At 55.9% G+C, this 21,114-nt stretch carries 22 protein-coding genes; 8 read left to right on the top strand and 14 right to left on the bottom strand.

Features of this window, described 5'->3' with window-relative positions; genetic code table 11:
- Together A6013_RS14665 and A6013_RS14660 are read left to right on the top strand one after the other, a co-directional pair.
- On the top strand, nucleotides 1-2,664 hold a 2,664-nt coding region (locus A6013_RS14665), incomplete at its 5' end, for an Ig-like domain-containing protein (RefSeq protein WP_139128231.1).
- A gap of 345 nt (nucleotides 2,665-3,009) precedes the next feature.
- Nucleotides 3,010-3,270, top strand: coding sequence for a hypothetical protein (locus A6013_RS14660; RefSeq protein WP_069733317.1), 261 nt, complete (start codon nucleotides 3,010-3,012; stop codon nucleotides 3,268-3,270).
- Between the two features lie 23 nt (nucleotides 3,271-3,293).
- Here the strand turns inward: A6013_RS14660 and A6013_RS14655 are convergent, their stop codons facing one another.
- Together A6013_RS14655 and A6013_RS14650 are read right to left on the bottom strand one after the other, a co-directional pair.
- Entirely contained in the window at nucleotides 3,294-3,488 is a 195-nt protein-coding gene (locus A6013_RS14655) for a hypothetical protein (RefSeq protein ID WP_254677890.1), read from the bottom strand.
- Nucleotides 3,463-3,891 carry a hypothetical protein gene (locus A6013_RS14650; protein WP_069733316.1) on the bottom strand — a complete coding sequence of 143 codons (429 nt, stop codon included), beginning with the start codon at nucleotides 3,889-3,891 and terminating at the stop codon, nucleotides 3,463-3,465. The genes A6013_RS14655 and A6013_RS14650 overlap by 26 nt, the downstream gene beginning before the upstream one ends.
- 271 nt (nucleotides 3,892-4,162) lie before the next feature.
- Between A6013_RS14650 and A6013_RS14645 the strand changes: the two genes are divergently transcribed.
- Nucleotides 4,163-5,077 (top strand): hypothetical protein, encoded by a 915-nt coding sequence (locus tag A6013_RS14645; RefSeq protein ID WP_069733315.1) that lies wholly within the window; start codon nucleotides 4,163-4,165, stop codon nucleotides 5,075-5,077.
- Between the two features lie 127 nt (nucleotides 5,078-5,204).
- Here A6013_RS14645 and A6013_RS14640 read toward each other — a convergent pair whose 3' ends face one another.
- The 12 genes from A6013_RS14640 to gspG form a co-directional block, all read right to left on the bottom strand.
- Entirely contained in the window at nucleotides 5,205-5,693 is a 489-nt protein-coding gene (locus tag A6013_RS14640; protein ID WP_045259774.1) for a type II secretion system protein, read from the bottom strand.
- The gene (locus A6013_RS14635) at nucleotides 5,680-6,042 is read right to left on the bottom strand and encodes a type II secretion system protein (protein ID WP_080339181.1); all 363 of its coding nucleotides are present in this window, start codon (nucleotides 6,040-6,042) and stop codon (nucleotides 5,680-5,682) included. Before A6013_RS14635 ends, A6013_RS14640 begins: the two co-directional genes overlap by 14 nt.
- A complete protein-coding gene (locus tag A6013_RS14630) occupies nucleotides 6,029-6,505 on the bottom strand; it encodes a type II secretion system protein (RefSeq protein ID WP_028012053.1) in 477 nt (158 codons plus the stop codon). Before A6013_RS14630 ends, A6013_RS14635 begins: the two co-directional genes overlap by 14 nt.
- Nucleotides 6,505-8,298, bottom strand: coding sequence for a secretin N-terminal domain-containing protein (locus A6013_RS14625; protein WP_254677889.1), 1,794 nt, complete (start codon nucleotides 8,296-8,298; stop codon nucleotides 6,505-6,507). Before A6013_RS14625 ends, A6013_RS14630 begins: the two co-directional genes overlap by 1 nt.
- Nucleotides 8,299-8,390: 92 nt before the next feature.
- Nucleotides 8,391-8,903: a hypothetical protein gene (locus A6013_RS14620; RefSeq protein ID WP_028012055.1), complete on the bottom strand. Its 513-nt coding sequence runs from the start codon at nucleotides 8,901-8,903 to the stop codon at nucleotides 8,391-8,393.
- Nucleotides 8,900-9,418: a hypothetical protein gene (locus A6013_RS14615; protein ID WP_028012056.1), complete on the bottom strand. Its 519-nt coding sequence runs from the start codon at nucleotides 9,416-9,418 to the stop codon at nucleotides 8,900-8,902. The genes A6013_RS14620 and A6013_RS14615 overlap by 4 nt, the downstream gene beginning before the upstream one ends.
- A complete protein-coding gene (locus A6013_RS14610; protein WP_069733313.1) occupies nucleotides 9,402-9,917 on the bottom strand; it encodes a hypothetical protein in 516 nt (171 codons plus the stop codon). The genes A6013_RS14615 and A6013_RS14610 overlap by 17 nt, the downstream gene beginning before the upstream one ends.
- Entirely contained in the window at nucleotides 9,895-10,611 is a 717-nt protein-coding gene (locus A6013_RS14605) for a hypothetical protein (RefSeq protein WP_069733312.1), read from the bottom strand. Before A6013_RS14605 ends, A6013_RS14610 begins: the two co-directional genes overlap by 23 nt.
- Nucleotides 10,595-12,214, bottom strand: a complete 1,620-nt coding sequence (locus A6013_RS14600; protein ID WP_028012059.1) for a GspE/PulE family protein — start codon at nucleotides 12,212-12,214, stop codon at nucleotides 10,595-10,597. Before A6013_RS14600 ends, A6013_RS14605 begins: the two co-directional genes overlap by 17 nt.
- Complete coding sequence (locus A6013_RS14595; RefSeq protein ID WP_069733311.1) at nucleotides 12,214-13,383, bottom strand: type II secretion system F family protein; 1,170 nt, start codon at nucleotides 13,381-13,383, stop codon at nucleotides 12,214-12,216. Before A6013_RS14595 ends, A6013_RS14600 begins: the two co-directional genes overlap by 1 nt.
- Nucleotides 13,380-13,844, bottom strand: coding sequence for a lytic transglycosylase domain-containing protein (locus tag A6013_RS14590; protein ID WP_032644836.1), 465 nt, complete (start codon nucleotides 13,842-13,844; stop codon nucleotides 13,380-13,382). The genes A6013_RS14595 and A6013_RS14590 overlap by 4 nt, the downstream gene beginning before the upstream one ends.
- A gap of 2 nt (nucleotides 13,845-13,846) precedes the next feature.
- Nucleotides 13,847-14,266 (bottom strand): type II secretion system major pseudopilin GspG, encoded by a 420-nt coding sequence (gene gspG, locus A6013_RS14585; protein WP_045630682.1) that lies wholly within the window; start codon nucleotides 14,264-14,266, stop codon nucleotides 13,847-13,849.
- A 316-nt stretch (nucleotides 14,267-14,582) separates the two neighbouring features.
- Here gspG and A6013_RS14580 point away from each other — a divergent pair, with 316 nt between their 5' ends.
- From A6013_RS14580 to A6013_RS14560, 5 genes are all read left to right on the top strand, one after another.
- On the top strand, nucleotides 14,583-16,412 hold the full coding sequence (locus tag A6013_RS14580) for a glycosyl hydrolase family 18 protein (RefSeq protein ID WP_069733310.1): 1,830 nt from the start codon (nucleotides 14,583-14,585) through the stop codon (nucleotides 16,410-16,412).
- 365 nt (nucleotides 16,413-16,777) lie between these two features.
- Complete coding sequence (locus A6013_RS14575; RefSeq protein ID WP_028012064.1) at nucleotides 16,778-17,497, top strand: FadR/GntR family transcriptional regulator; 720 nt, start codon at nucleotides 16,778-16,780, stop codon at nucleotides 17,495-17,497.
- On the top strand, nucleotides 17,494-18,507 hold the full coding sequence (locus A6013_RS14570) for an ABC transporter ATP-binding protein (RefSeq protein ID WP_045630680.1): 1,014 nt from the start codon (nucleotides 17,494-17,496) through the stop codon (nucleotides 18,505-18,507). The genes A6013_RS14575 and A6013_RS14570 overlap by 4 nt, the downstream gene beginning before the upstream one ends.
- Entirely contained in the window at nucleotides 18,504-19,586 is a 1,083-nt protein-coding gene (locus A6013_RS14565) for an ABC transporter ATP-binding protein (protein ID WP_045259782.1), read from the top strand. The genes A6013_RS14570 and A6013_RS14565 overlap by 4 nt, the downstream gene beginning before the upstream one ends.
- A 2-nt stretch (nucleotides 19,587-19,588) precedes the next feature.
- Nucleotides 19,589-21,103, top strand: coding sequence for an ABC transporter substrate-binding protein (locus tag A6013_RS14560; RefSeq protein WP_175437387.1), 1,515 nt, complete (start codon nucleotides 19,589-19,591; stop codon nucleotides 21,101-21,103).
- Nucleotides 21,104-21,114: the final 11 nt, after the last annotated feature.

The following is a 21,114-nucleotide window of genomic DNA, read 5'->3' as shown; positions in this document are numbered from 1 at the left end:
CAGGTGGTGAATTTCAGGGCCGGCGAGGGGGTTATCCTTCCGGCAACGGCAACGACGGAGAAGGACGGCACCGTCACCGTCAGCCAGACCAGCCTGAAGGCCGGGGAGTTCCGGGTGGAGGCCACCACCGGCGATAACTGGACGCAGGCRAAGTCWGGCCAGGTGACGTTCACGGCTGACARCAGCACGGCAAAAGTCAGCGCGCTGGAGGTGATCGACAATAACGCCGYGGCAGACGGGACGGACACGACGCGCGTCAGGGTGACGGTGAAAGACGCCCAYGAGAACCCGSTTGCCGGGCAGGTGGTGAATTTCAGGGCCGGCGAGGGGGTTATCCTTCCGGCAACGGCAACGACGGAKAAGGACGGCACCGTCACCGTCAGCCAGACCAGCCTGAAGGCCGGGGAGTTCCGGGTGGAGGCCACCACCGGCGATAACTGGACGCAGGCGAAGTCTGGCCAGGTGACGTTCACGGCTGACAGCAGCACGGCAAAAGTCAGCGCGCTGGACACCACCGGCGATAACTGGACGCAGGCGAAGTCTGGCCAGGTGACGTTCACGGCTGACAGCAGCACGGCAAAAGTCAGCGCGCTGGAGGTGATCGACAATAACGCCGCRGCAGACGGGACGGACACSACGCGCGTCAGGGTGACGGTGAAAGACGCCCACGAGAACCCGGTTGCAGGACAGGCAGTGAGTTTTGATGCCGGAACCGGCGTCATCATTCCGGCAACGGCAGAGACCGGGAAGGACGGCACCGTCACCGTCAGTCAGACCAGCCAGAAAGCCGGGGAGTTTCAGGTAAACGCGACCATTGGCGATAACTGGTTACACGCAAAATCTGTTCTGGTTAACTTTGTGCCAGGAAAGGTCAACCGGGTGACTTTTGTCGACGAGCCGGAAAGTGTTCAGGCGGACGGTGTCACTCATGCCACCTGGCAGATAGCGATGTTCGACAGCTTTAACAATCCAGTGCCAAATACGGCTGTAAACTGGATTTTCCCAGGGGCACTGGCGACAAAAATCGACAGCCAGAGCGATACAATGACCAACAACTCTGGGGTGGCTAAGCTGACGCTGCAAATGGGTACAGTAAAAGCGGAAAATCTGGTCGTGACCGCGAAATCGGAAAACAACGTTGAGGATTCCTCCTCGATTGCCCTGCCGCCGGTTGCAGGTAGCGTTGAACTTACGATGGCATCGACTGCACGCGTGGACGAACCTGTCACGCTCACGGTAACGGCAAAGGATAAAGGCGGAGTACTGATGCCTGGCGCTGTGGTCACGTTTAGTAGCAACCATCCGGACTGGATGGTGATAACGCCAGAAAGCGCAACAACGGGCAGCAATGGTGTTGCCACCGCCGTGGCTACCATCAGACCGGAAAAAGGGTTTGGTGCAATGGGAGGCTATACCCTCACAGCGAAAGTCAGCGAGTCAGTGAAGGATTCGAAAACGTTACAGCTCAGTGTAGGGCAAATTGATTACGCGAAGTCGAGTCTGACCCCCGTCAGTGACACGATGGTCGTTGGCAATCAGTTATCCATGCTGATTGCGATGAAGGATAAGTTTGGTAACCCTGTCAGTGGCCTGACGGGACGAATCGGCGCCGTGCTGGCCGATAGTCAGGGGAGAAACAATGGAGGATTGATCCATACTAACAGCGGGGGAATTGTTGAGACTGAAAAAGGAAACTATCCGTTCAATGTAAAAGGAACACGTGCTGATACCTATACTGTCACGCCTGTTGTAGACCGAGTTGAGTTAAGCGCGCTTAAAGCGACCGTTAAGGTGATGGCGCAAAAACCCTGGATCGCGGGTACGCCACAAATAGGCTACACCCTAACGATAGGCAAAGGTTCCGGGTTTAGTACGGCAACAGTCAACTGGAAGGTTAATGGCACAATCTACCGTTCGAGCGCCAATACCACGGTGGACAGCGCATCACTTGAGTTGACAGACACCACGCTGATAAACCAAAAGGTGAGCGTAGAAATTATCGATAGCCATAACCCATCAGTGCGGCTTGAATCAGATTCGGTCACGATTCGGGGTACACCTTCCGCGAGCGATGTGAAGATTAAGGGCGATCCAGTATATGGAAACCAAATCTCGGTGGACTATGTTTATCAAGCCAACGGCGGAGGCGATGAGAGCGGAACGCAGTATCAATGGTACTGGTCTCAGAACAGTTACGATAAATCTCCGACACCTATTCCTGGTGCAACCGGAAGAACGCTGAAGACCGATCGCGGTCAGTACGGGTTATATCTTTATGTCTCGGTCACGCCAAGGGGCAGCGCTGGCGGCTCAGGTGCTAAGGTATTTAACGACGGGTATTTCAGGGTTACAGATGCGGGTACACCTTCTGTCAGCCAACTTCATATTGAGAATGAAGCCCGGGTGGGTAATACAATTGAGGCCAGTTATATCTTCAATGCTAATGGCAGTGGTGAGGATAACTCGTTATATCAGTGGGCTTCATGGGATGAATTTAGCGGCCGTTATCGGAATTTAGACGGAGAGACCGGTAAAACGTTATACATAAAAGAAGCCTATGGATTTTTGAAAGATATCCGGGTAAGTGTTACCCCACGCGGTACTCTGGGGTCGCAAAGAACAGGCGGTACAGCCTATTCCGACCCGGTTAATATCGTCAAATAAACGCTACCAGTGTTAACCATTAACACTTATATCAGTGTAGCGTAATTCACCTCTCGCAGGCTCCCGGAAACGGGACCTGCGGTTCGTTTTTCCCCCGGAAGGTCACATCACAGGCCCTTTCCGCTTTGGCAAACTGTTCTGTATCATGGTTCAATAATTTGACGGCTAATGGGGGGAATGCCTGTGTTAGCGTGATGCTAATAAATACGGGAATTAAAAGTAATGCTGGATTCAGCATTTTGACAGGTGGGTTCGTTAATTCAGTCTAAGGTAATGTTGTAAGCTGGGTATGGGTTTTTCTATGATCCTGTTAGCTGGTTCTTAACGAAAAAGAGGCTCGCATGCATGAAAAATGCTTATCCTGAAAAGCAAGCATCACTACTCATTGGTGATGCCGCCACGCAGTTATCTTTGCAGGGTATAAAAATTGATCATGTTTCGCTCAGTCATTACCTGAGTAAAAAACTTGAGTATGCCAGGCGTATTAATGATTGCTTGTATGCTGAGGTGATTGGTATTGCACTTGCAATGTTGAAGGAAAACGCCAGGCCAGCCAAACGGTTCTGTTATAACGATGAGGCGTGTCGTGATAAACCTGTCGCTTAAAAGCATGGCGTATTATTGCATTATCAGTCCTGCCTTTTGTTGCCTCGGGAAATTTTCACTTCTTCAGCAAAATCCAGAGCCTCTTTGTAATCAAAACGACGTGTCTTTGCGTTATGTCTGCCGGGTAACGGTGCCGGTATTTTCACGCCGAACAGCTTTCCTGTTGTCATCAGCGCATAAACTAATTCAGCCTCACTCACGTCGGCCATCTTTGCCATCATATTCGTCCTGATACAAAAACTTAATTTCACCTGCCTTCCTCCTTTTATAATGGTCAATAATATTGTCGAGATTGGGGAGCATAAAGTTCATGGCATCAATGGTGTCACGCCAGCCCGCCAGGGATTCATTTGCTTTTACATACCATGCATGCTGTTCGCTCCGGGGGAGATGACCGGTGATCAAAACAAGCATGTCGGGTTTTATTCTCCTGATGAACTCCAGATACTTCACCAGATGCGTCTTCGTACCAAATGTGTCTGCATCAATAATGCAGAGCATTTTGTCTCGGGCGATAAAGTAATAGCGTGCTAATTCCGCAAGACCCTTTTCGAGTAAAAAAGAGTTCGTCCGCACACAAACCCGAATTTTTTCAGGTGTCTGTTTAATTGATTGAACCATCTTTTGTCTCGCTTATTATGGCACAAAGTATGAGATGGCTTTCAAGCCTACTCTTCCAGTCTGAATACTGGCAAGGCAGTATATTCATTCCTCAGAATAAAATAAGGCAGAACGAGTTATGCGATTAATAAGAATTGTCTCTGCATTCGTGAGTTAAAAACAAATAAACGATGATTTTATTCAGAGTCATGTTTTACTGTCTGATACATTAAGATATGGTCACTGTTGTGCAAATTTGTACTTTTTTATATTTCTCAAAGAGGACATTTTCATGACAAAGACCGTCGTAGCATTAGCCATGCTTAGCGCTTTTTCAACGGCATCAGTATTTGCCAGTGATTATGCGCGTATGATTAACATTGAAAACCCTGACCATCTGAAAATCAGGGTTCAGAATGCTATTTATGAAGAGGGTTACGATAGCGATTTTATTCCTCATGTCTGGTTTGGTAACGAAGATAACGGCGTGATGAATATCGTTGTCGATAATGGTGCGGTGCTGAACGAATCTATTGAAAACGGCCTTAACTGCAACTATGCCATGATTGTCAGTAAAGACAACGGCGTCAACTTACAGGCAAACGGGAAAAACTGTCGTTATAAGAAAAAGAGTTACCGTTCCATTAACTCTCCGGTGATCACCATTATTAATGATTCATCTTTAACGCTTCGCCCCTATTTTTCCGTTAACGGGAATGACTTTTTTGCTGCCGCCAGCACGATCATCCCCAACGGGATCCGCATGTTCACCGGGGACAGTGGCGACTGGAAAAAACAGGGCGTTCGCCACGGGGATAACCTGAAAGTGAAATTTAGCTACACGCTGGCAGAGTCGGGTTCGCAAAAAGAGGTCGTCTGCCCGTCTCTTGACACCTTAACGGAAAACCGACTTTATCGCCTTCAGGGCGGTGAGCAAAATGCGCTCTGCGTCCTTGAGAGTAATGAGATTCACATTAAAAACGATCGTATTGTTGCCGGATGGAACAAACCTCTGACCAAAGCAGAGCTGCTGCAACGGATCGAAGCCACCGCCGCAGACGATGACGTCATCATAGATATGCCAGATGACAAATACATGGCGCTCTTTACCCAGCCGGATGAATATAAAATCCCGCTGAAAGCAGAGGACGCAAAGGCGACCATTACCTTAGTGGTTAGCAAAGTGACTGTTCCCGTCGCGCAGTAAAAAGGCCGTCTATTAGCGAAGCGGGCAGGCAGCATCTCACAGAGCCTGTTGCCTGCCCTATTCGTGCCGTTACGCCGGGCAGATCAGACTACGTGACAGGGACATCAGGTCTCGCCACATCATTGCATTAGCGACCACAAGCCGCAGGCAGCGGGGCCTGCGGATCGCTCTCTACCTGAAATTTCCAGTCGTAATACGTTTTTGCTTTGGCAAACTGTTTTGGATCGTGACGAAAGCCGACTTTTTTCCGTGGCGTACCTTTTCCGAGACTGCGCACGCCAATCCAGCGCCCCTGAGGATCGAGGATCATCCCCCAGTTTTTACTCCCGGTTAGCGGGTCGGCGTAGTGCTGGCGCAGGTGATAAAGCGGTTTTCGCCCGCGTTTATCAATAAGCAGCTGTTCGAAACGCACGGGAAAACAGCCATCACCGTTGCCGCGGTAGGCCTGTATCGCTGCGCGGATTTGATCCCCGCGAAATAAAAGCTCAGCCTCCTGTTGCGCCTGATAACGCATCTGCACCTCATCGCGGCTTTTCAGCAGCGACAACGCCAGCGTGGAGAGCGCAATCAGCAGCAGCAGATAGGTAAAACCTCCCTGTTGTTTAATCGAACGCATCGCGATGATCCTGACCGGGTTTAGGTGGCGTCTCGACGTCAATAATTTGCCCTTCGTCATCGGTCTTCGCCTCCCAGATATCGCGGCGGTTGGTGATGGGATCCAGCGGCATCTGGCGCAGATAACCGGCCTCGATCAGATCCTCCAGGCTGTACGGCCCCGCCAGGCGATCGCGGCGGTAGTGATCGATCGCGCTGCGCAGCGCATGCAGGTTATGCTCGCGCACCACCTCTTTGGCTCTGTCCGCGTGCTGGAAAAAACGTGGAGCGACCAGGGTCATCAATGTCGCGATGATCGCCATCACCACCAGCAGCTCGATGAGCGTAAAACCTTTTTCACCATTGCGCATAGGGCACTCCATTCAGACCGCTGGCCGTACTGGTACTACTGACATCAAACACGTCTTTCCCGCCGCCGCTGAAATCGCCGGGTGGCTGCGTGGATGCGCGTAACCGCCAGGTCTCTTCATCATTTTTTCCCTCGCAATCGCACATCGGATCGCGCGGTATATGGCGCAGGAAGTAGATCATCGCACCAGTGGGCGATGTCTTATCCCGGACGCCTTCCACCAGGCTTTTTAGTGTCGGCGGATATCCCGATTCGCTGGTTTTTTTCTCAATGATGCCGTCCACGCTTGCCTGGTGATAACGGTCAATGGCATCGCGTAGCGTGCGCAGCGACTCACGTAGCTGCGTCTCCTGCTGCCGCTGATGGTAGTTACGCATCAGCGGCGCAGCGGCAGCGGCAAGCGTGGCGAGTAGCGCCAGCGTGACGATCATCTCAATCAAGGTAAAACCGCGCTGGCGCTGCATTACGATGCTCCGTTTTCCGTCTCTGACTCATCGAGGATCGGTGGCGGCAGCGTGGCCGCCCGGTCAGGGAAATGGGCCGGCGGCGCTAGCGCCGGTGCGGTAAACCCGCTGCCCGGCTCGTCGTGCTGCAGGTCGCGCAGTTGAATGCTGTCGCCCGTTAAATCGTCGCTACCCATCTCAATGGTACTGACGTGGCTTCCCGGTAAATCGAGGTTGCGCTCAATGGTCGGCGTAATTAACAGCACCACCTCCGTGCGCTCTTTGTTGTCGGAATTGCTGCTAAACAGGCGGCCCAGCCCCGGGATGTCACTTAATAACGGCGTTCCTTTTTGGGTCGTGGTTTCATCCTGCTTGATCAGCCCTGCCAGCATCTGGGTCTCGCCGTTCATACTGCTGAGCGTGGTATTGGCTTCGCGTTTCGTGGTGCGGTAATACTTTGCTCCGTTCTCACCGGGTTCTTCGGCGCCCAGGGCACTGAGCGTGAACTTCACCTCCATTGAGATATTGTCATCCATACTGACTTCCGGGGTGACTTCCAGCTTCAGGCCAACGTCCTGATAATCCACTTTCTGTTGCGAAATCCCGTCATTGACGGTTGTGGTCAGTACCGGGATCGTTTGACCAATATCAACCAGCGCTTTTTTATTGTTTTTCACCCGGATACGCGGGTTGGCCAGCACTCTGGCGTTGCTCAACACCTTTTTCATGTCAATGGTCATATTGTCGATATCGACCATGATATTTTTGGCGCTCAGGTCGCCCAGCGGGATCCCGCTTCCCTTTAAATCACCTTCTTTACTTTTCGCAAAACCCGCACTGATGGTTTGCGGCAGCTTCACGCCAAGCGCTTCGAGATCGTTGGTATTTACTTCCAGCACCTCAACGGCTAGCGTGACCTCCGCTTCAGGCCGGTCGAGCGTCACTAACAGGCGCTCCGCTTTTTCCACGTTCTCTTTTGGCCCGCGCAGGGTGACGGAATTGGTTCGCTCATCAACGTGCACATCCTTCAGCTTGACCATATTGCGCAGGGCGACGTTGACCTCTTTTGCTTTCGCATAACCCAGGAAGATGGTTTTGACGACCACGTCGCGATAGATCTTCTCTTTTTGCGCGGTGGCGGGGTAGATCAGCAACGTATTGCTGTTCAGCACCTTCTTCCGCAGGTTATTCGACAACAGCAGCACGTTGATAGCATCTTCCGCAGTGGTGCGTTTGGCTATCAGGCTGCCGGTAGTGCTGGAGGAAATATCTTTGTCAAAAATGATATTGACCCCGGTCATCTGGCTGATGGTGTTAAAGATGGCCATCAGGCTGTGCTCGCGAAAATTAAGCGCTATCGTTTTTTGCAGTTCCCAGTTCAGACGCTGCTCCGGCTGGTTGATCCGCGACACCTCACGCATCAGGTGATCGCGCAGCGCGCGCGCCTGGGGCCAGTTGGGATCTTCTTCCAGTACCTGCTGGATTTTGTGCAGCGCGCGTGCCGGGTCGCGGGTGCTGTTAGCCACCGCCTCCTTATACAATGCGTCCAGCGCTCTACGGGCATCGAGTTTGCGTAAGCCCTGCAGGGCGCGCAGGTTACCGGGCTCATAGGTAAGCGCATCGCGCCACATTTGCGTCGCCAGGGTGTAATTGTTCTGACGCACCGCGAGATCGGCGTTTTTCAGATAGTCATTTACCAGCTTTTTGCTGATGTCAGCCTGCTCGGCGCGAAGCGCAATATCCTGTGGGCTGGCGATGCGCTGTTGGTCTATCTCCTTAAGCCGCTTAACCAGCACCTGCGGCGAGGCGGTCACTGATTCCCGGACCGGAGGCGCCGCACGTTGTGCACAGCCGCTCAGTAGCGCGCATGACAACAAAAAAGTGAGAGCAATTGTTTTTTTCATGATTAATGTGTCGGTTCCGATTGCAGCTCATCCAGTTCCAGCCGCTGCTGGCTATGGGTGGGCTGCCATTCAAACAGGAGGTGGTCGTTCGCCACCGCTTTTAAAATCCAGTTGTTGACCGGCGAACTGCCGATCCAGATCCTGCCGTCCGCCCTGCAGCGCTCGCAGACCGGCCAGGTCTCTTTGCCATCCGTCAGCACAACGATTCTCTGACGGTTTTCCCACCAGGCACCGAGGAGCTGAAGCGGTAGCGGCGGTGCGGTTGGTGTCGCCTCTTCAGGCCGATCGTTTTCCGGCGGCTTTTCTGCTGCGTCTTGCGCCCTGCTATGTGGCGTTGAAAAGAGATCGATGCGCGTTGCGTGAGCCGTCTCCGGCTTTGCTGGCGCGGGGCGCGGGCGTGAGACCGGCTGCGCCTCAAGCGGCGCTTGCGATATCTCGTCATCGGCAAATTGGCTCCAGAAAACAGCACCGGCGGTCAGCACCAGCGCCAGCTGTAAATAGCGCGGCAGTTTCATGGCGACTCCTTCAACAGGCGAAGCTGCACGGTGGCGCTGAGCTGGCTTTCCGATGGCCCGGCGCGCCGCAGGCTTAGCTGCTCAATGCGTAACGGCAAAGTGCGGCTTAGCGTTTCCAGGGCGTCCATCAGCGGCAGATATTCACCGCGCAGCGGAATATCCAGCCGTAGCGCGGTTTTGCCGTCGTCGTTTTCCAGCTGATAGCGGCTGGCGTCGACCTTCATCCCTCGGCTCCTGAACTGCTCAAAAATGAGCCTGACCTGCTGATATTCTCCGAGGCTGATGCGGCTTTGCAGTTCCGGCTGCTGTTTATCCAGCGGCAGCGCGGTTTGTAGCTGCGCCTGGATCCGGGCAAGGTTCTCCTGCAAATGAATGGTGTGCGGCCGCACGCCGCCAAGCCATAACAGCAGCAGTCCTGCGGGCAGCCCGGCGAGCACGAGCGGAACCGTTCCGATGCGCCCGGCAAATAACGCCGCCTGCCAGCGCAGCACGGCGGGTTTATTCTGAAGCCGCATGGTGCGCCTCCGTCGTCACCTTGACGTCGAGTACCGCGTTAATCGGCCAGGCAGGATCGCCCTGCGCCGACTGGCGATGGTTCTCAAGCACTACATGCGCCGGCAACTGCTGTAGCCGCTCGCTAAAGGCGAGCAGGGCGTCAAGATTGCCTGCATTCACCGTAAGCCGCGCATCGCCTTTACTGGCAATGACGTCAATACTCAGGAGCGCAATATCAGGCGTCAGTACGCTGCCGATGTTGTCCAGCAGCTTGATGGCCGGCGGGACGGCCTGCAGTTGCTGAGCCTGGCGCAACCGGCGCTGCTCCACTTCACGCAGCTTGCGCAGCACCTGCTGCCGTTGGGCGAGCTGCTGCTGTACCTGCGACGTCTCCAGCTCAAGGCGCTGGTGCTCAAACAGGCCATACATCACGGCACCGGTGAGCGGTAAGCAGAGGAGTCCGGTTAACAGCAGCGTGCGTGCGGCCCACGGGGAACTACGCGTAAACAGCGGCGTCATGAGGACTCTCCTGTAGCGCGACTTCCTGGTGATGCTCACCGTCGGTATGAATGACGTAGCCAGGACAGTCCTGCATTCCGCTTAGCCGGGCGATAACCCGCAGCTGGGCGTCCATCTCCTGCTGTGGCAGGGTGAGTGTCCAGACGTCGCGCCAGCTGTGGTGCTGACGGCTGGCAATCCGGCTATGGTGGGGACTCATCGCCACAAACAGGCCGTTTTCCGGCAGGGCGCGGGCGAAGTGGCTTAACAGCTTTTGAAACGGCGTGACAACCCCGCGAAAACGCAGCCGCTCCCGACGAGCCAGCGCGCCAAGCAGATGCCAGCAAGGTTGCTTCAGGCACGCGGCCAGCGCCGACTGCTGCCAGTTCAGGGTCTCGAAGCGGACCAGCCAGTCGACGGGCGGACTCGCGCGATGAACCGCCTGCTGACGGGCGAGCTGGAGCAGCTCCTGCGGTGTGGTCACGCCGTCATGCCAGGGCTGAATTAAAAACGTCAGATCGTCGGTATCGAGGTGAAACTCCACCGCGTCACGCCACGGTAAGACGGAAGGGCGCAGGCGCAGCAGCGTTTCGAGCGCGGCTTCAAGAGGCTCATCTGGCCGGCGTTCATGGGTGGCGAGAACCACCTTGTTGCGGCGCAACCGCACGGCATGAGGCCAGATATCGCACTGCCAGGTGTTAGTGAGTGATAACACGGTTCACCTCCTCCCAGGTGGTTTTGCCTTCGACCACGGCGCGCAGCGCGATGGTCGAGAGCGGAACAAAACCGTCATTCAGCGCCACTTCCTTTAGCTTGCGCCGGGGCGATCGCGCCAGCATTGCCTCTTTCATCGCATCGCTGAAATGCAGCACTTCCGCCAGCGCCAGCCTGCCGCGAAAACCGCTGTCGCGGCAGGTATCGCAGCCTCGCCCTCGACGCCAGCGGGGCGTGAGCTGCTGCAGCGGTCCGGATTGCCACGCCGCGAGAAGGTCATCTGTGGGCGTGGTGTCATCAATACAGTCCGGGCAAATCTGGCGCACCAGCCGCTGTGCCACGACGCCGTTAAGGGCGGTGATCAGGCTGGCGGGCTCCACCTGCATATATAAAAAACGTTCCAGTACGCTAAAGACGTCATTGGCGTGAACCGAGGAGAGCACCACGTGGCCGGTGAGCGCCGCCTGCACGGCAATGCCGGCGGTTTCACCGTCGCGGATCTCACCCACCAGGATGATGTCCGGGTCGTGACGCAAAATGGCGCGCAGGCCGCGGGCGAAGGTGAGCCCTTTTTTATCGTTGACCGGAATTTGCAGCACGCTGTTGAGCTGGTACTCCACGGGATCTTCAATGGTGATAATTTTGCATTCACCACTGTTGAGTTCGCTGAGTGCTGAATAGAGGGTGGTGGATTTCCCGCTCCCCGTTGGCCCGGTGACGAGCACCATACCGTGGGGCAGATGGGTTAACTGGCGAATCGCGCCCAGCGTGTGCTCATCAAAGCCGAGCGTCTCCAGGCGCAGGTTTTGATCGTGAGATTTATCCAGCACGCGCAGTACGGCATCCTCGCCATAGACGCCCGGCATGATGGACACGCGAAAATCGACGGGACGCTGGAGAATCAACGCCTTAAAGCGCCCGTCCTGAGGCGTGCGTCGTTCGGAAATGTCCATGCAGCTTAATACTTTGAGACGGGAGATCACCTGCTCCGCCTGCTGAAGCCCGGCGCAGTGGCGAATGCTGTGCAGAACGCCATCGATGCGGTACTTCACCATCAACCCATCCGCGACGGCGCAAAGATGAATATCGCTGGCGCGGCTCTGCAGGGCATCAAACAGCGTGGCGTTAACCAGCTTAATGACGGCATGGGGTTCACTGGCGATGGCTGCTGGGGTGATCTCCAGCCACCGGGCCTCTTTATTCTCTTCACTCTGCTGCTGCTCCAGCTGATCGAGCGTGCGCTGCTGTTTTGCCAGTTCATCAAGGCGGGCATTAAGCTGAGAGAGCGGGGCGAGCGCGGGGAGCGCATTCACGTTATAGGCCCACTGGCGCAGCGCCAGTGAAAACGGATCGCCCAGCGCAACGTGGAGCTGACCGTTAACGCGCAGCGGCAATGCTCGCTGGCTGAGCGATTCGGTCAGCGGCACGGCTTCGAAATCCTCTTCGCTGTCGGCGAGCTGTGTGGGTGAGAGCGGCGTGAGCCCCAGGGAACCGGCGGCTTCTTCTAACGCGCCTGGGAAACTGTCCAGCAGTTCCGCCAGCGCCTGACAGCGCTGCTCGTCTGGCAGGTCGAAAAGGGGTTCTACAGACGGTGAGTGAGACATTATTGCAATCCTCCTGCCAGTTCAAAAATGGGCATGTACAGTAAAAACACGACGAGCCCAACGATGCCGCCAACGACCATCATCAGAATCGGTTCAAAAATTTTGCTAAAGGTTTCAATCGCGCGTTCCAGCGATTCATCAAAAAAAGCGGCGATCCGCTCGCACATGGCAGGTAGTTCGCCGCTGCGTTCGCCGACCTGCAGCAGGCGGCTGGCGACAGGAGTCGTCATCTGCTGGGCTTCCAGCATGCGGGAGAGCGACTCGCCGGCGGCGACGTCGCGGATAACCTGTTCAACCTGCTGACGATGCGTGGCGGGCAGGATCTCCCGGCTCAGCATTAGCGCATCTGGCGCGGGAAGGCCGCCCTGCAGCAGCAGGCCCAGCGTGCGGTAAAAACGCACCAGCACAGAAAGCTGGTGCTGCTGGCGTAAGGCGGGAATGCGCAGCAACAAACCGAGCGCGCGCTGGCGCAGGCGCGGGCTGCGCACCGCCATCACGATGCCTGCGACCGCTGCCGCGCAACCGGCCAGCAGCAGCGAGCCATGGGTTTGCGTCAGGCGTCCCCACCAGAGGATAAGCTGTGCGCTGGCGGACGGGTTCTTCATCCCGTCAAACACCACGGAAAAACGCGGAATAATAAAGCCGAGCAGAAAGAACAGAATTATCCCGCCGGCGGCAATGACAATCGTCGGATAGAGCAGGGTTGATTTAATCCGCTTGCGCAGAATTTCCATTCTTGATTCGTAAAACTGAAAACGCTTTAGCGCTTCGGGTAAGTGTCCGGTTTGCTCAGAAGAGGCAACGGTGTTAATCAGCAGAGGCGGAAACAGTGCTGGTAGCGCCATCATCGCCTGGGAGAGTTGCGCTCCTTCGTAGAGCTTTTTAACCAGCGTATCCAGAACCAGCGAGGTGCCACCATCGCGGCTGCTTTCGCGCAGCGCTTCGACGGCCTCGACCACGACCAGCCCGGCTTCCAGCAGAGCGATAAGCTCCTGCAAGAACAGATTCAGTGGAAAGCGTTTCTCCTTGCGGGCGGGGCGTTCCTGTACCTGCAAAACGATGCCGCCGCCGGCAATAATGCGGGCACTGGCATCATCAGGCGACGCGGCAAGTACGGTCTGATTGACGCGTTTCCCCCCCTGGAGGATGGTGACGGTATATGGTTTCATTTTGGCGACAGTGTATGGCTCTGCCTTTTAAGGCGGGCATAATGCGGAGCCACTTTTTTTATGTATTGTTGACGAAGCGCGCGGCGCTGGGGGGTATTTGCCGTTCCGGCGTTATACGCCCCCACCGCGTCCCAGGTATAACCAAAGCGCTGGATTTGACCTGCCAGGATCCAGGCGCCGGTCATGACACTTTGGCAAGGGTCGGTTAGCAGATCTTTTTGACTAATACGAAATTTACGCAGCGCATCGAAGTGAATGCTATTGATCTGCATCAGACCGACATCCATTGAGCCATCACGATTTTTGTTGATGGCCCGGGTATTACCGTTGGATTCCACTATCGCTATCGCCTGTAATAGCTCTGGCTCAATGCCGTAACGTTCTCCCGCCAACTGCCAGCAATCGGCCCGGCAGGAAAATACGCTGAAGATAAACAGCGAATATATGGACAGGCGCAGCATATTCAGAACCCGTAAGTGACAGGCTTACCGTCTTTACCGCCGGAGGTTATTTCGACTTCATTAATGGCGTCTTTTGTCCGGGCGGGGTTATGCCACTGGTACGGATTGCCCCAGGGGTCTAACGGCACATGCTGGCTAAGATAAGGGCCATTCCAGTTTTGCGCGTTGGAAGGCTTTTCAGTCAGCGCTTTCAGACCTTGTGTTTCAGTTGGATAACTGCCGGTGTCGAGGCGATATTGCCCGAGTGCCTCAGCAAGCGAGCGCATCTGGCGCATGGCGGTTTTCTCCTTAGCCGAGTCGACATTTGAGAAGACTTTTGGCCCGACAAATCCTGCCAGCAGCGCAATAATCATCAGCACGACCAGCAGTTCAAGCAGGGTGAAACCACCCTGTTTTCGCATCACGTTTGTTGCATATTTCATTGAGAGCGTCCCTAGTTGGATAATAGTTGTGATTAATTCCTGAATTTTCCCTGATAAAAGAGCGGGAACACAGGTATGCCATCTTTTTTAATTGGTGAAGATGGGAAAATTAAATAAAGAAGCGTCTTACAGGATGCGAGAATTCTCCCGCGCTGTCGTTGAAGTATTTATTATAAATGCGAGAGATATTTCTTATTTAATACGGAGGGTTTCCTGATTCACCACTCTATTATCCCCAACGATCTCGGCGCTAAAAAAAAAGACAATTTGCGAGGTAATCCACAGGACTATCATCACAAAGCAATAAGGAACTTTGATGAAAAAACTTACATTATCTCTGTTAATTGGTAGCGCACTAATGGCGCAGTCGGCTTTCGCGGCGCAGGCACCGCGAGCGGTCACCTATCTGACCTCCTGGGGCGTTCCGGTCGAGTCCGTTGAGGATATGAAAGAGGTGAAAGCGGATACGTTCCTGCTTTCATTTGGTGGCTGGGATGCAAGCGGTAAGCTGTCCAGTTCCGATAATATTGTTGCAGTACCACAATATGATCCCTGGTACATTAATGCGCCAGCCTATGTCGTGTGGAGTCAGCTGAAGCTGGCGCACCCGGAGAAAAAAATGATGCTGGCGCTCGGCGGCGAGACGTATTCCGCGATGTGGTCTTATCTGAATAACGCGCAAACGCGAGAAACGCTGGCGCAGAATCTGGTGAATCTGCTGAATACCAACTTCCCGGTATATAAAAAGAACCTGAAGCCGGAAGAGATGGTTGGCGAATGCCTGAGCGCCGACTGGCAAGGCAAATGTAATATGGCGAACTACCAGAAGGCGGGTACCGTTCAGCTTGACGGCATCGATTTTGACTTTGAAAAGCCCGATCGCGTCACGCCAGAGGAAAACGCAAACCTGCTGGATCTGGCTGAACGGGTTCGTAGCAAGCTCAATGCGTCCGGCAGCAAAAAGCTGCTGAGCCTGACCACCTATCACGTTGGTGCTGACCCGGAGAACTGCACCAACAGCGCGGTAACCGAGAATTGTTCCTTCGTTGAGACGGCTCGCTCTTCACACCATGGCGAAGTTCTGCCGCTGCTGACGCAGGGGAAAAACGTTTTCGATTTCTTCAACGTCATGGCCTATGATGCCGGCCCACGCTTTAAGTATGACGTGGCGATGGCTAACTACGCCCGGGCGGTGGGTGATAAGAGCAAAATCGTTCTCGGTCAGACCATCAACTCCCAGTGGGGGCCAGAAGGTCGCTTTGTTGAAAATCGACAGAACAACGTAAACCGTGCGGGCTGGCAGGCGGAAAACGGCTATGGTGGGTTCTTTATCTGGACGTTGGGTTCAAACGATCAGCAGCTGTCCATCCCGCAGCAGGTTGACTATTTCAATGAAATGAAAGAGCGCGCGGACCTGATGTCACCTGAACGCCCGCAGGATACCGTCGCGCCAACTGCGCCAGCAGGACTGAAGGTGCTGAACAATGGCTTGACTATCACCCTTGCCTGGCAGCCCTCCACCGATGACCGTGGCGTAGTGGGATATGACATCTACCGTAATGACATCAAAGTCGGGTCTTCAACGGACACCCAGTGGACCGATAATGCGGTTGAGACCGGCGGTGTGGTGTACCACTACAGCGTGAAAGCACGTGATGCAGCGAACAATATCTCTGAAAGCAGCAACGTGGTTAAGGTAGAAACCGTACAGGTCGAAGAGGGACGTCCTGACGCGCCAGGCGGCCTGGCCCTGGTTTCTTCGACGGAAAACAGCCTGACGGTGAAATGGAATGCGGTAGACAACGCGGTGAAATACCACGTACTACGCGATGGGGCGGAGTTACTCACCGTAAGCGGAACGCAGATCTTCGACAGCGGCCTGCGCGCGGGAACAACCTACAGCTACCAGGTGATCGCCGAAAATGCTAAAGGTCATCAGTCTCTCGCCAGTACACCACTTAAAGCCACGACGAAAGAGGGGTCTGTAACGCCTGAGCCGGAAGGCGAGTGGAAAGTCGGTACGCGCTATAAGACTGGAGAAATTGTCACGTATAACGGCACACAGTATCGCTGCGTGCAGGGGCATACCTCTCAGTCTGACTGGGCGCCGACTGCGGCTGCGACGCTTTGGCAGCCTGTTCCTTAATCTTTCGCGGCCCTCGCAAGGGGGCCATTTTCAGGCGTAAGCACGCCTTATTTATTACTTTTTGTTAACTTATTATTATCATTTATAGTGCAAAAAATTAACAATGGCACTATTGTAGTGCGCTATTTGCACTGTTTTTGTGCGTTTCATGTTCTTTTCTGGCCTTTATCGTCTCAGGATGCCGCTTGCATCTGTAACAATACGTTGCTGTAACCCCTTCATTTACTACCGCTTTTTTAAATCTCTTTTGAACCATTAAAAAATTGGTTCGTTTATTGCTTAATCATTAGCACGATAAGTAGCACGCCATATCAATAACTTATCGTTCATAAAAAGAAAATAACGATGATAGTGAGCGAACCAATATGGAAAAACCGTCACGGTTTCTGGCCAATTCCAGCACCGCGCTTGAGCAACTGCGCGGGCTAATCAACCAGCATGAGTCAACACCAGGCACTCCGCTGCCCACGGAACGTGAGCTGTCGGAAACACTCGGCGTAGGACGACGCGAAGTGCGTCGCGCGCTGGACGTGCTGGAAGAAGAAGGGCGGATCTGGCGTAAACAGGGCAAAGGCACCTTTATTGGTCCGGCTGCCCCTGTTGAACCGCTGGCCCTTCAGGGATTGGTTCAGCAGACCAATCTGCTGGAAGTGATGGAAGCTCGTATACAGATCGAACCCGGCTTAGCCCGGCTTGCGGCACTGCGTGCCACCAGGGAAAACCTCGCGCTCATGCAGCGCATGCTGGAACGCATCGACAAGGTCAGCCCGGATGACCGCGATCTCAATGAACTCTGGGATAGCGCCTTTCACCGCGCCATTGCCGAGGCGGCGGGCAATCGCCTGATGCTCGGCCTGTTTGACGCCATTGACGCCGTGCGGCGCGAACCCGGCTGGCAGCATCTGCGTGAATTAGCCCGCACGCCCGAACGTGTCGACAGCTACAACGACCACCATCACAAGATCATGTCCGCGATTATCCATCGCCAGCCTAATGAAGCAGCGGCCGCCATGCGCGAACACCTGCTTAGCCTGCAAAACGCCCTGATTCAGGCGATCCACCTTGAGGATGATTTCACGCTATGACGACGATCCCGTTTAAGGACTCCACGCCTGTACTCCGGCTGAATAATCTCAACGTTAAGTTTTCCGGCTCGCCGGTCAGCGTCCTGGACGGCATTTCCCTGACGGTCAAAGCGGGCGAAACGCTGGCGCTGGTGGGGGAGTCCGGCTGCGGGAAAAGTATCACCTCACTGGCGCTGATGGGTTTACTGCCCGCCAGCGCGCAGATTGTCAGCGGCGAGATGCAGTTTCGCCGCCACGACCTGCGCAAGCTCTCGCCGCGGGAGTATGCCGACCTGCGCGGCAGCGAGTTGGCGATGATTTTCCAGGAGCCGATGACCTCGCTTAATCCGGCCTTCACGTTAGGCGATCAGCTCAGTGAAGCGGTCATGCGTCACCAGAACGTTACGCGCCCGGAGGCGATGAAGGTCGCGCTGCAGATCCTTGAAAAGGTGCAGATCCCGGCGGCGGAGATGCGCCTCAAGGCGTATCCGCACCAGCTTTCCGGCGGCATGCGCCAGCGCGTGATGATTGCCATGGCCCTGATCAACCACCCTAAACTGCTGATTGCCGATGAACCCACCACCGCGCTCGACGTCACCATCCAGGCGCAAATCCTGACCCTGCTGAACACTCTAAAAGAGGAAACCGGCACGGCGGTGCTGATGATCACCCACGATTTGGGCGTGGTGGCCGAAGTCGCCCAGCAGGTGGCGGTGATGTATGCCGGACAGGTGGTAGAGCAGGGAAGCGTTGAGGCAATATTCGCTGACCCGCAGCACCCGTACACCATCGGCCTGATGGGCTCGATCCCTTCGCTGGGCGCACGCAAAGGCCAGCTCTCTACCATTCCCGGAACGGTCCCGCTCCCGGAATCCATGCCGCAAGGCTGCCGTTTCGCGACGCGCTGCCCGTTTGCGCAGTCGCGCTGTCATGATGAAAAACCGCAGCTCACCACGCTCGGCGCGGGCCATCAGGTCGCCTGCTTCCGCGTGCCGCTCGAACACCACATTGCCCTGGGAGAGACCGCATGACCACGCCCATTCTTGAAGCCCGGGACCTCAGCAAGCTTTTCCCCGGTCCGAAAAAACTCTTTTCCCCGGCCCGGTTTGTCACAGCGGTCGATCGCGTTTCGCTTGCCGTGATGCCGGGCGAAACGCTGGCGATTGTCGGCGAGTCCGGTTCCGGGAAATCCACCCTTGGCCGTCTGCTGCTGCGTCTGCTGGCCGCCAGCGAAGGACGCGTGTTTTATCAGGGGGAGGAGATTACCCACGCCACAGGCGCCCGTCTGAACCAGCTCCGGCGCGAACTGCAGATTATTTTTCAGGATCCTTTTGCCTCGCTGAACCCGCGCATGACGGTGGAGCAAATCGTCGGTGAGCCGCTGTGGCTGCACCAGAACATGAAGAAAGCGGATCGTCAGTACCGCGTCGCGGAGCTGCTCAAGACCGTTGGCCTGCCTGCCGCCTGGGCCGGGCGCTATCCGCACGAGTTTTCCGGCGGGCAGCGCCAGCGTATCGGCATTGCCCGCGCGCTGGCTTCGGGGCCAAAGCTGCTGCTGGGCGACGAGCCGGTTTCCGCGCTGGATGTGTCGGTGCAGGCGCAGGTGGTTAATTTGCTGGAGAGCCTGAAGCACCAGCTGGGGCTGACGATGGTGATCGTCGCCCACGGTCTGGCGGTGATCCGCCACATGAGCGACCGCGTGGCGGTGATGTACCTTGGGCAGATCGTTGAGCTTGCCACCGTCGACGAGATCTTTGACGCACCGCTGCACCCTTACACCCAGGCGCTGATCGCCTCGGCGCCGCAGATGCAGCCGGGTATTGAGCGCGACGCGCCGCTGCTGCAGGGGGATCTGCCGAACCCGGCGAACCCGCCGTCGGGCTGTCGCTTCCACACCCGCTGCCCGTACGTCACCGACGAATGCCGCCAGGTCGAGCCGATTAATCAGGTGCTCGACGGCGGGCGTCAGGTTGCCTGCCACCGCTGGCAGGAGATTAACCGCGATCGCAGCGTTATCCAGATCGCACCGCCATCCGCAGCTTTTCTGCGCCGCCGCGCGCTGTTTGAACACGCGGCCACTCACTCCTCCCTTCCTTCAAGGAACTCATGATAATGACAATGCGTAATTCTCTTTTGACCGTACTGGGAAGTGTTATGTTGCTTGGCGCGGCGCTGCCCGCCCATTCTGAAAGCGTGCTGCGAATCGGTCTGGGAGCAGACCCGGACATGCTTGACCCGCACCTGGCGCGCACCTACTATGGCCGCTTCGTGTTTGCCTCACTGTGCGACAGGCTGGTGGACGTCGACGAGCATCTGAAGGTCGTGCCAGGTCTCGCGAAATCGTGGGCCTGGAGCGCCGACGGCAAAACGCTGACCATGGATCTGCGCGAAGGCGTGACCTTCCATGACGGAGAGAAATTCGATGCCGCCGCCGCGAAATACAACCTGGACCGCGCCCTGACCCTCAAAGGCTCCCTGCGGAAAAGCGAGATCTCCTCCGTGGAATCGGTAGAGGTCACCGGCCCGATGCAGATAGTGCTGCACCTGAAAACGCCGGACGCCGCTCTGCTGATGCAGCTTACCGACCGCGCGGGCGCGATGATGGCGCCCGAGGCCGCGAAAAAGCCTGACTTTGCCGCCCATCCGGTCTGTTCCGGCCCGTACAAGTTCGACAGCCGCGTGTCGCAGGACCGCATCGTTCTGACCCGCTTCGACAACTACTGGAACAAAGGCGCCTACCACTTCGACAAAATTATCTATCTGCCGATCCCGGATGCCTCCGTGCGTCTGGCGAACCTGCGCGCGGGCGATCTGGATCTGACCGAAGGCATCGCCGCCAGCGACGTCAAAACCGTCGAAGCCGACAGCAAGCTGGCGCTGGCGAAGGTCACCGGCCTGGGCTATCAGGGGATCACCTTCAATATTAACAACGGCAAGGTCCCGGCGAACGATCCGTTCAAAGATGCCCGCGTGCGCGAGGCGTTTTCTCAGGCCATCGACCGTGATGCGTTAAACCAGGTGGTCTTCGAAGGCCTCTACACCCCGGCAAACCAGGCGTTTTCGACGGTGAGCCCGTATCACGTGAATCTGCCGGTTCCGCCGCGCAACGTTGATAAAGCCAAAGCGCTGCTCAAAGCGGCAGGCGTCACCGCGCCGCTGACCGTCAACCTGCTGGTGCCGAACAACCCAACCTCGCAGCAGGTGGGTCAGGTATTGCAGGCAATGGTCGCCGAGGCCGGCTTCACGCTGAACCTGCAGATGACCGAATTTGCCACGCTGCTGGATCGCCAGCAGAGCGGTGATTATCAGCTGAGCTTCTCCGGCTGGTCGGGTCGCCCGGATCCGGACGGCAGCATATACGGCTTTATCCACAGCAATGGCACGCTTAACGACGGCCGTTACAGCAACGCGCAGGTCGATGAGTGGCTGACGCAGGCGCGCCAGAGCACCGACCAGGCCGCACGCCAGCCGCTGTATGACAAGGTGGTAAAGCAGCTGCAAACCGACATGCCGATTGCCTACCTCTACTTCGAGCCGCGCATTTTTGGCCTGAACAAGCGCGTGCAGGGCTTTAAGCCTTACCCGGACGGCATCGTGCGTCTGGCGGGTTTGACGCTGGCGAAATAAACGTCCTGAGG

This window comes from Enterobacter sp. IF2SW-B1 (genome assembly GCF_001743375.1).
Lineage (GTDB): Bacteria > Pseudomonadota > Gammaproteobacteria > Enterobacterales > Enterobacteriaceae > Enterobacter > Enterobacter bugandensis.
This window is presented reverse-complemented; position numbering and strand designations above follow the sequence as displayed.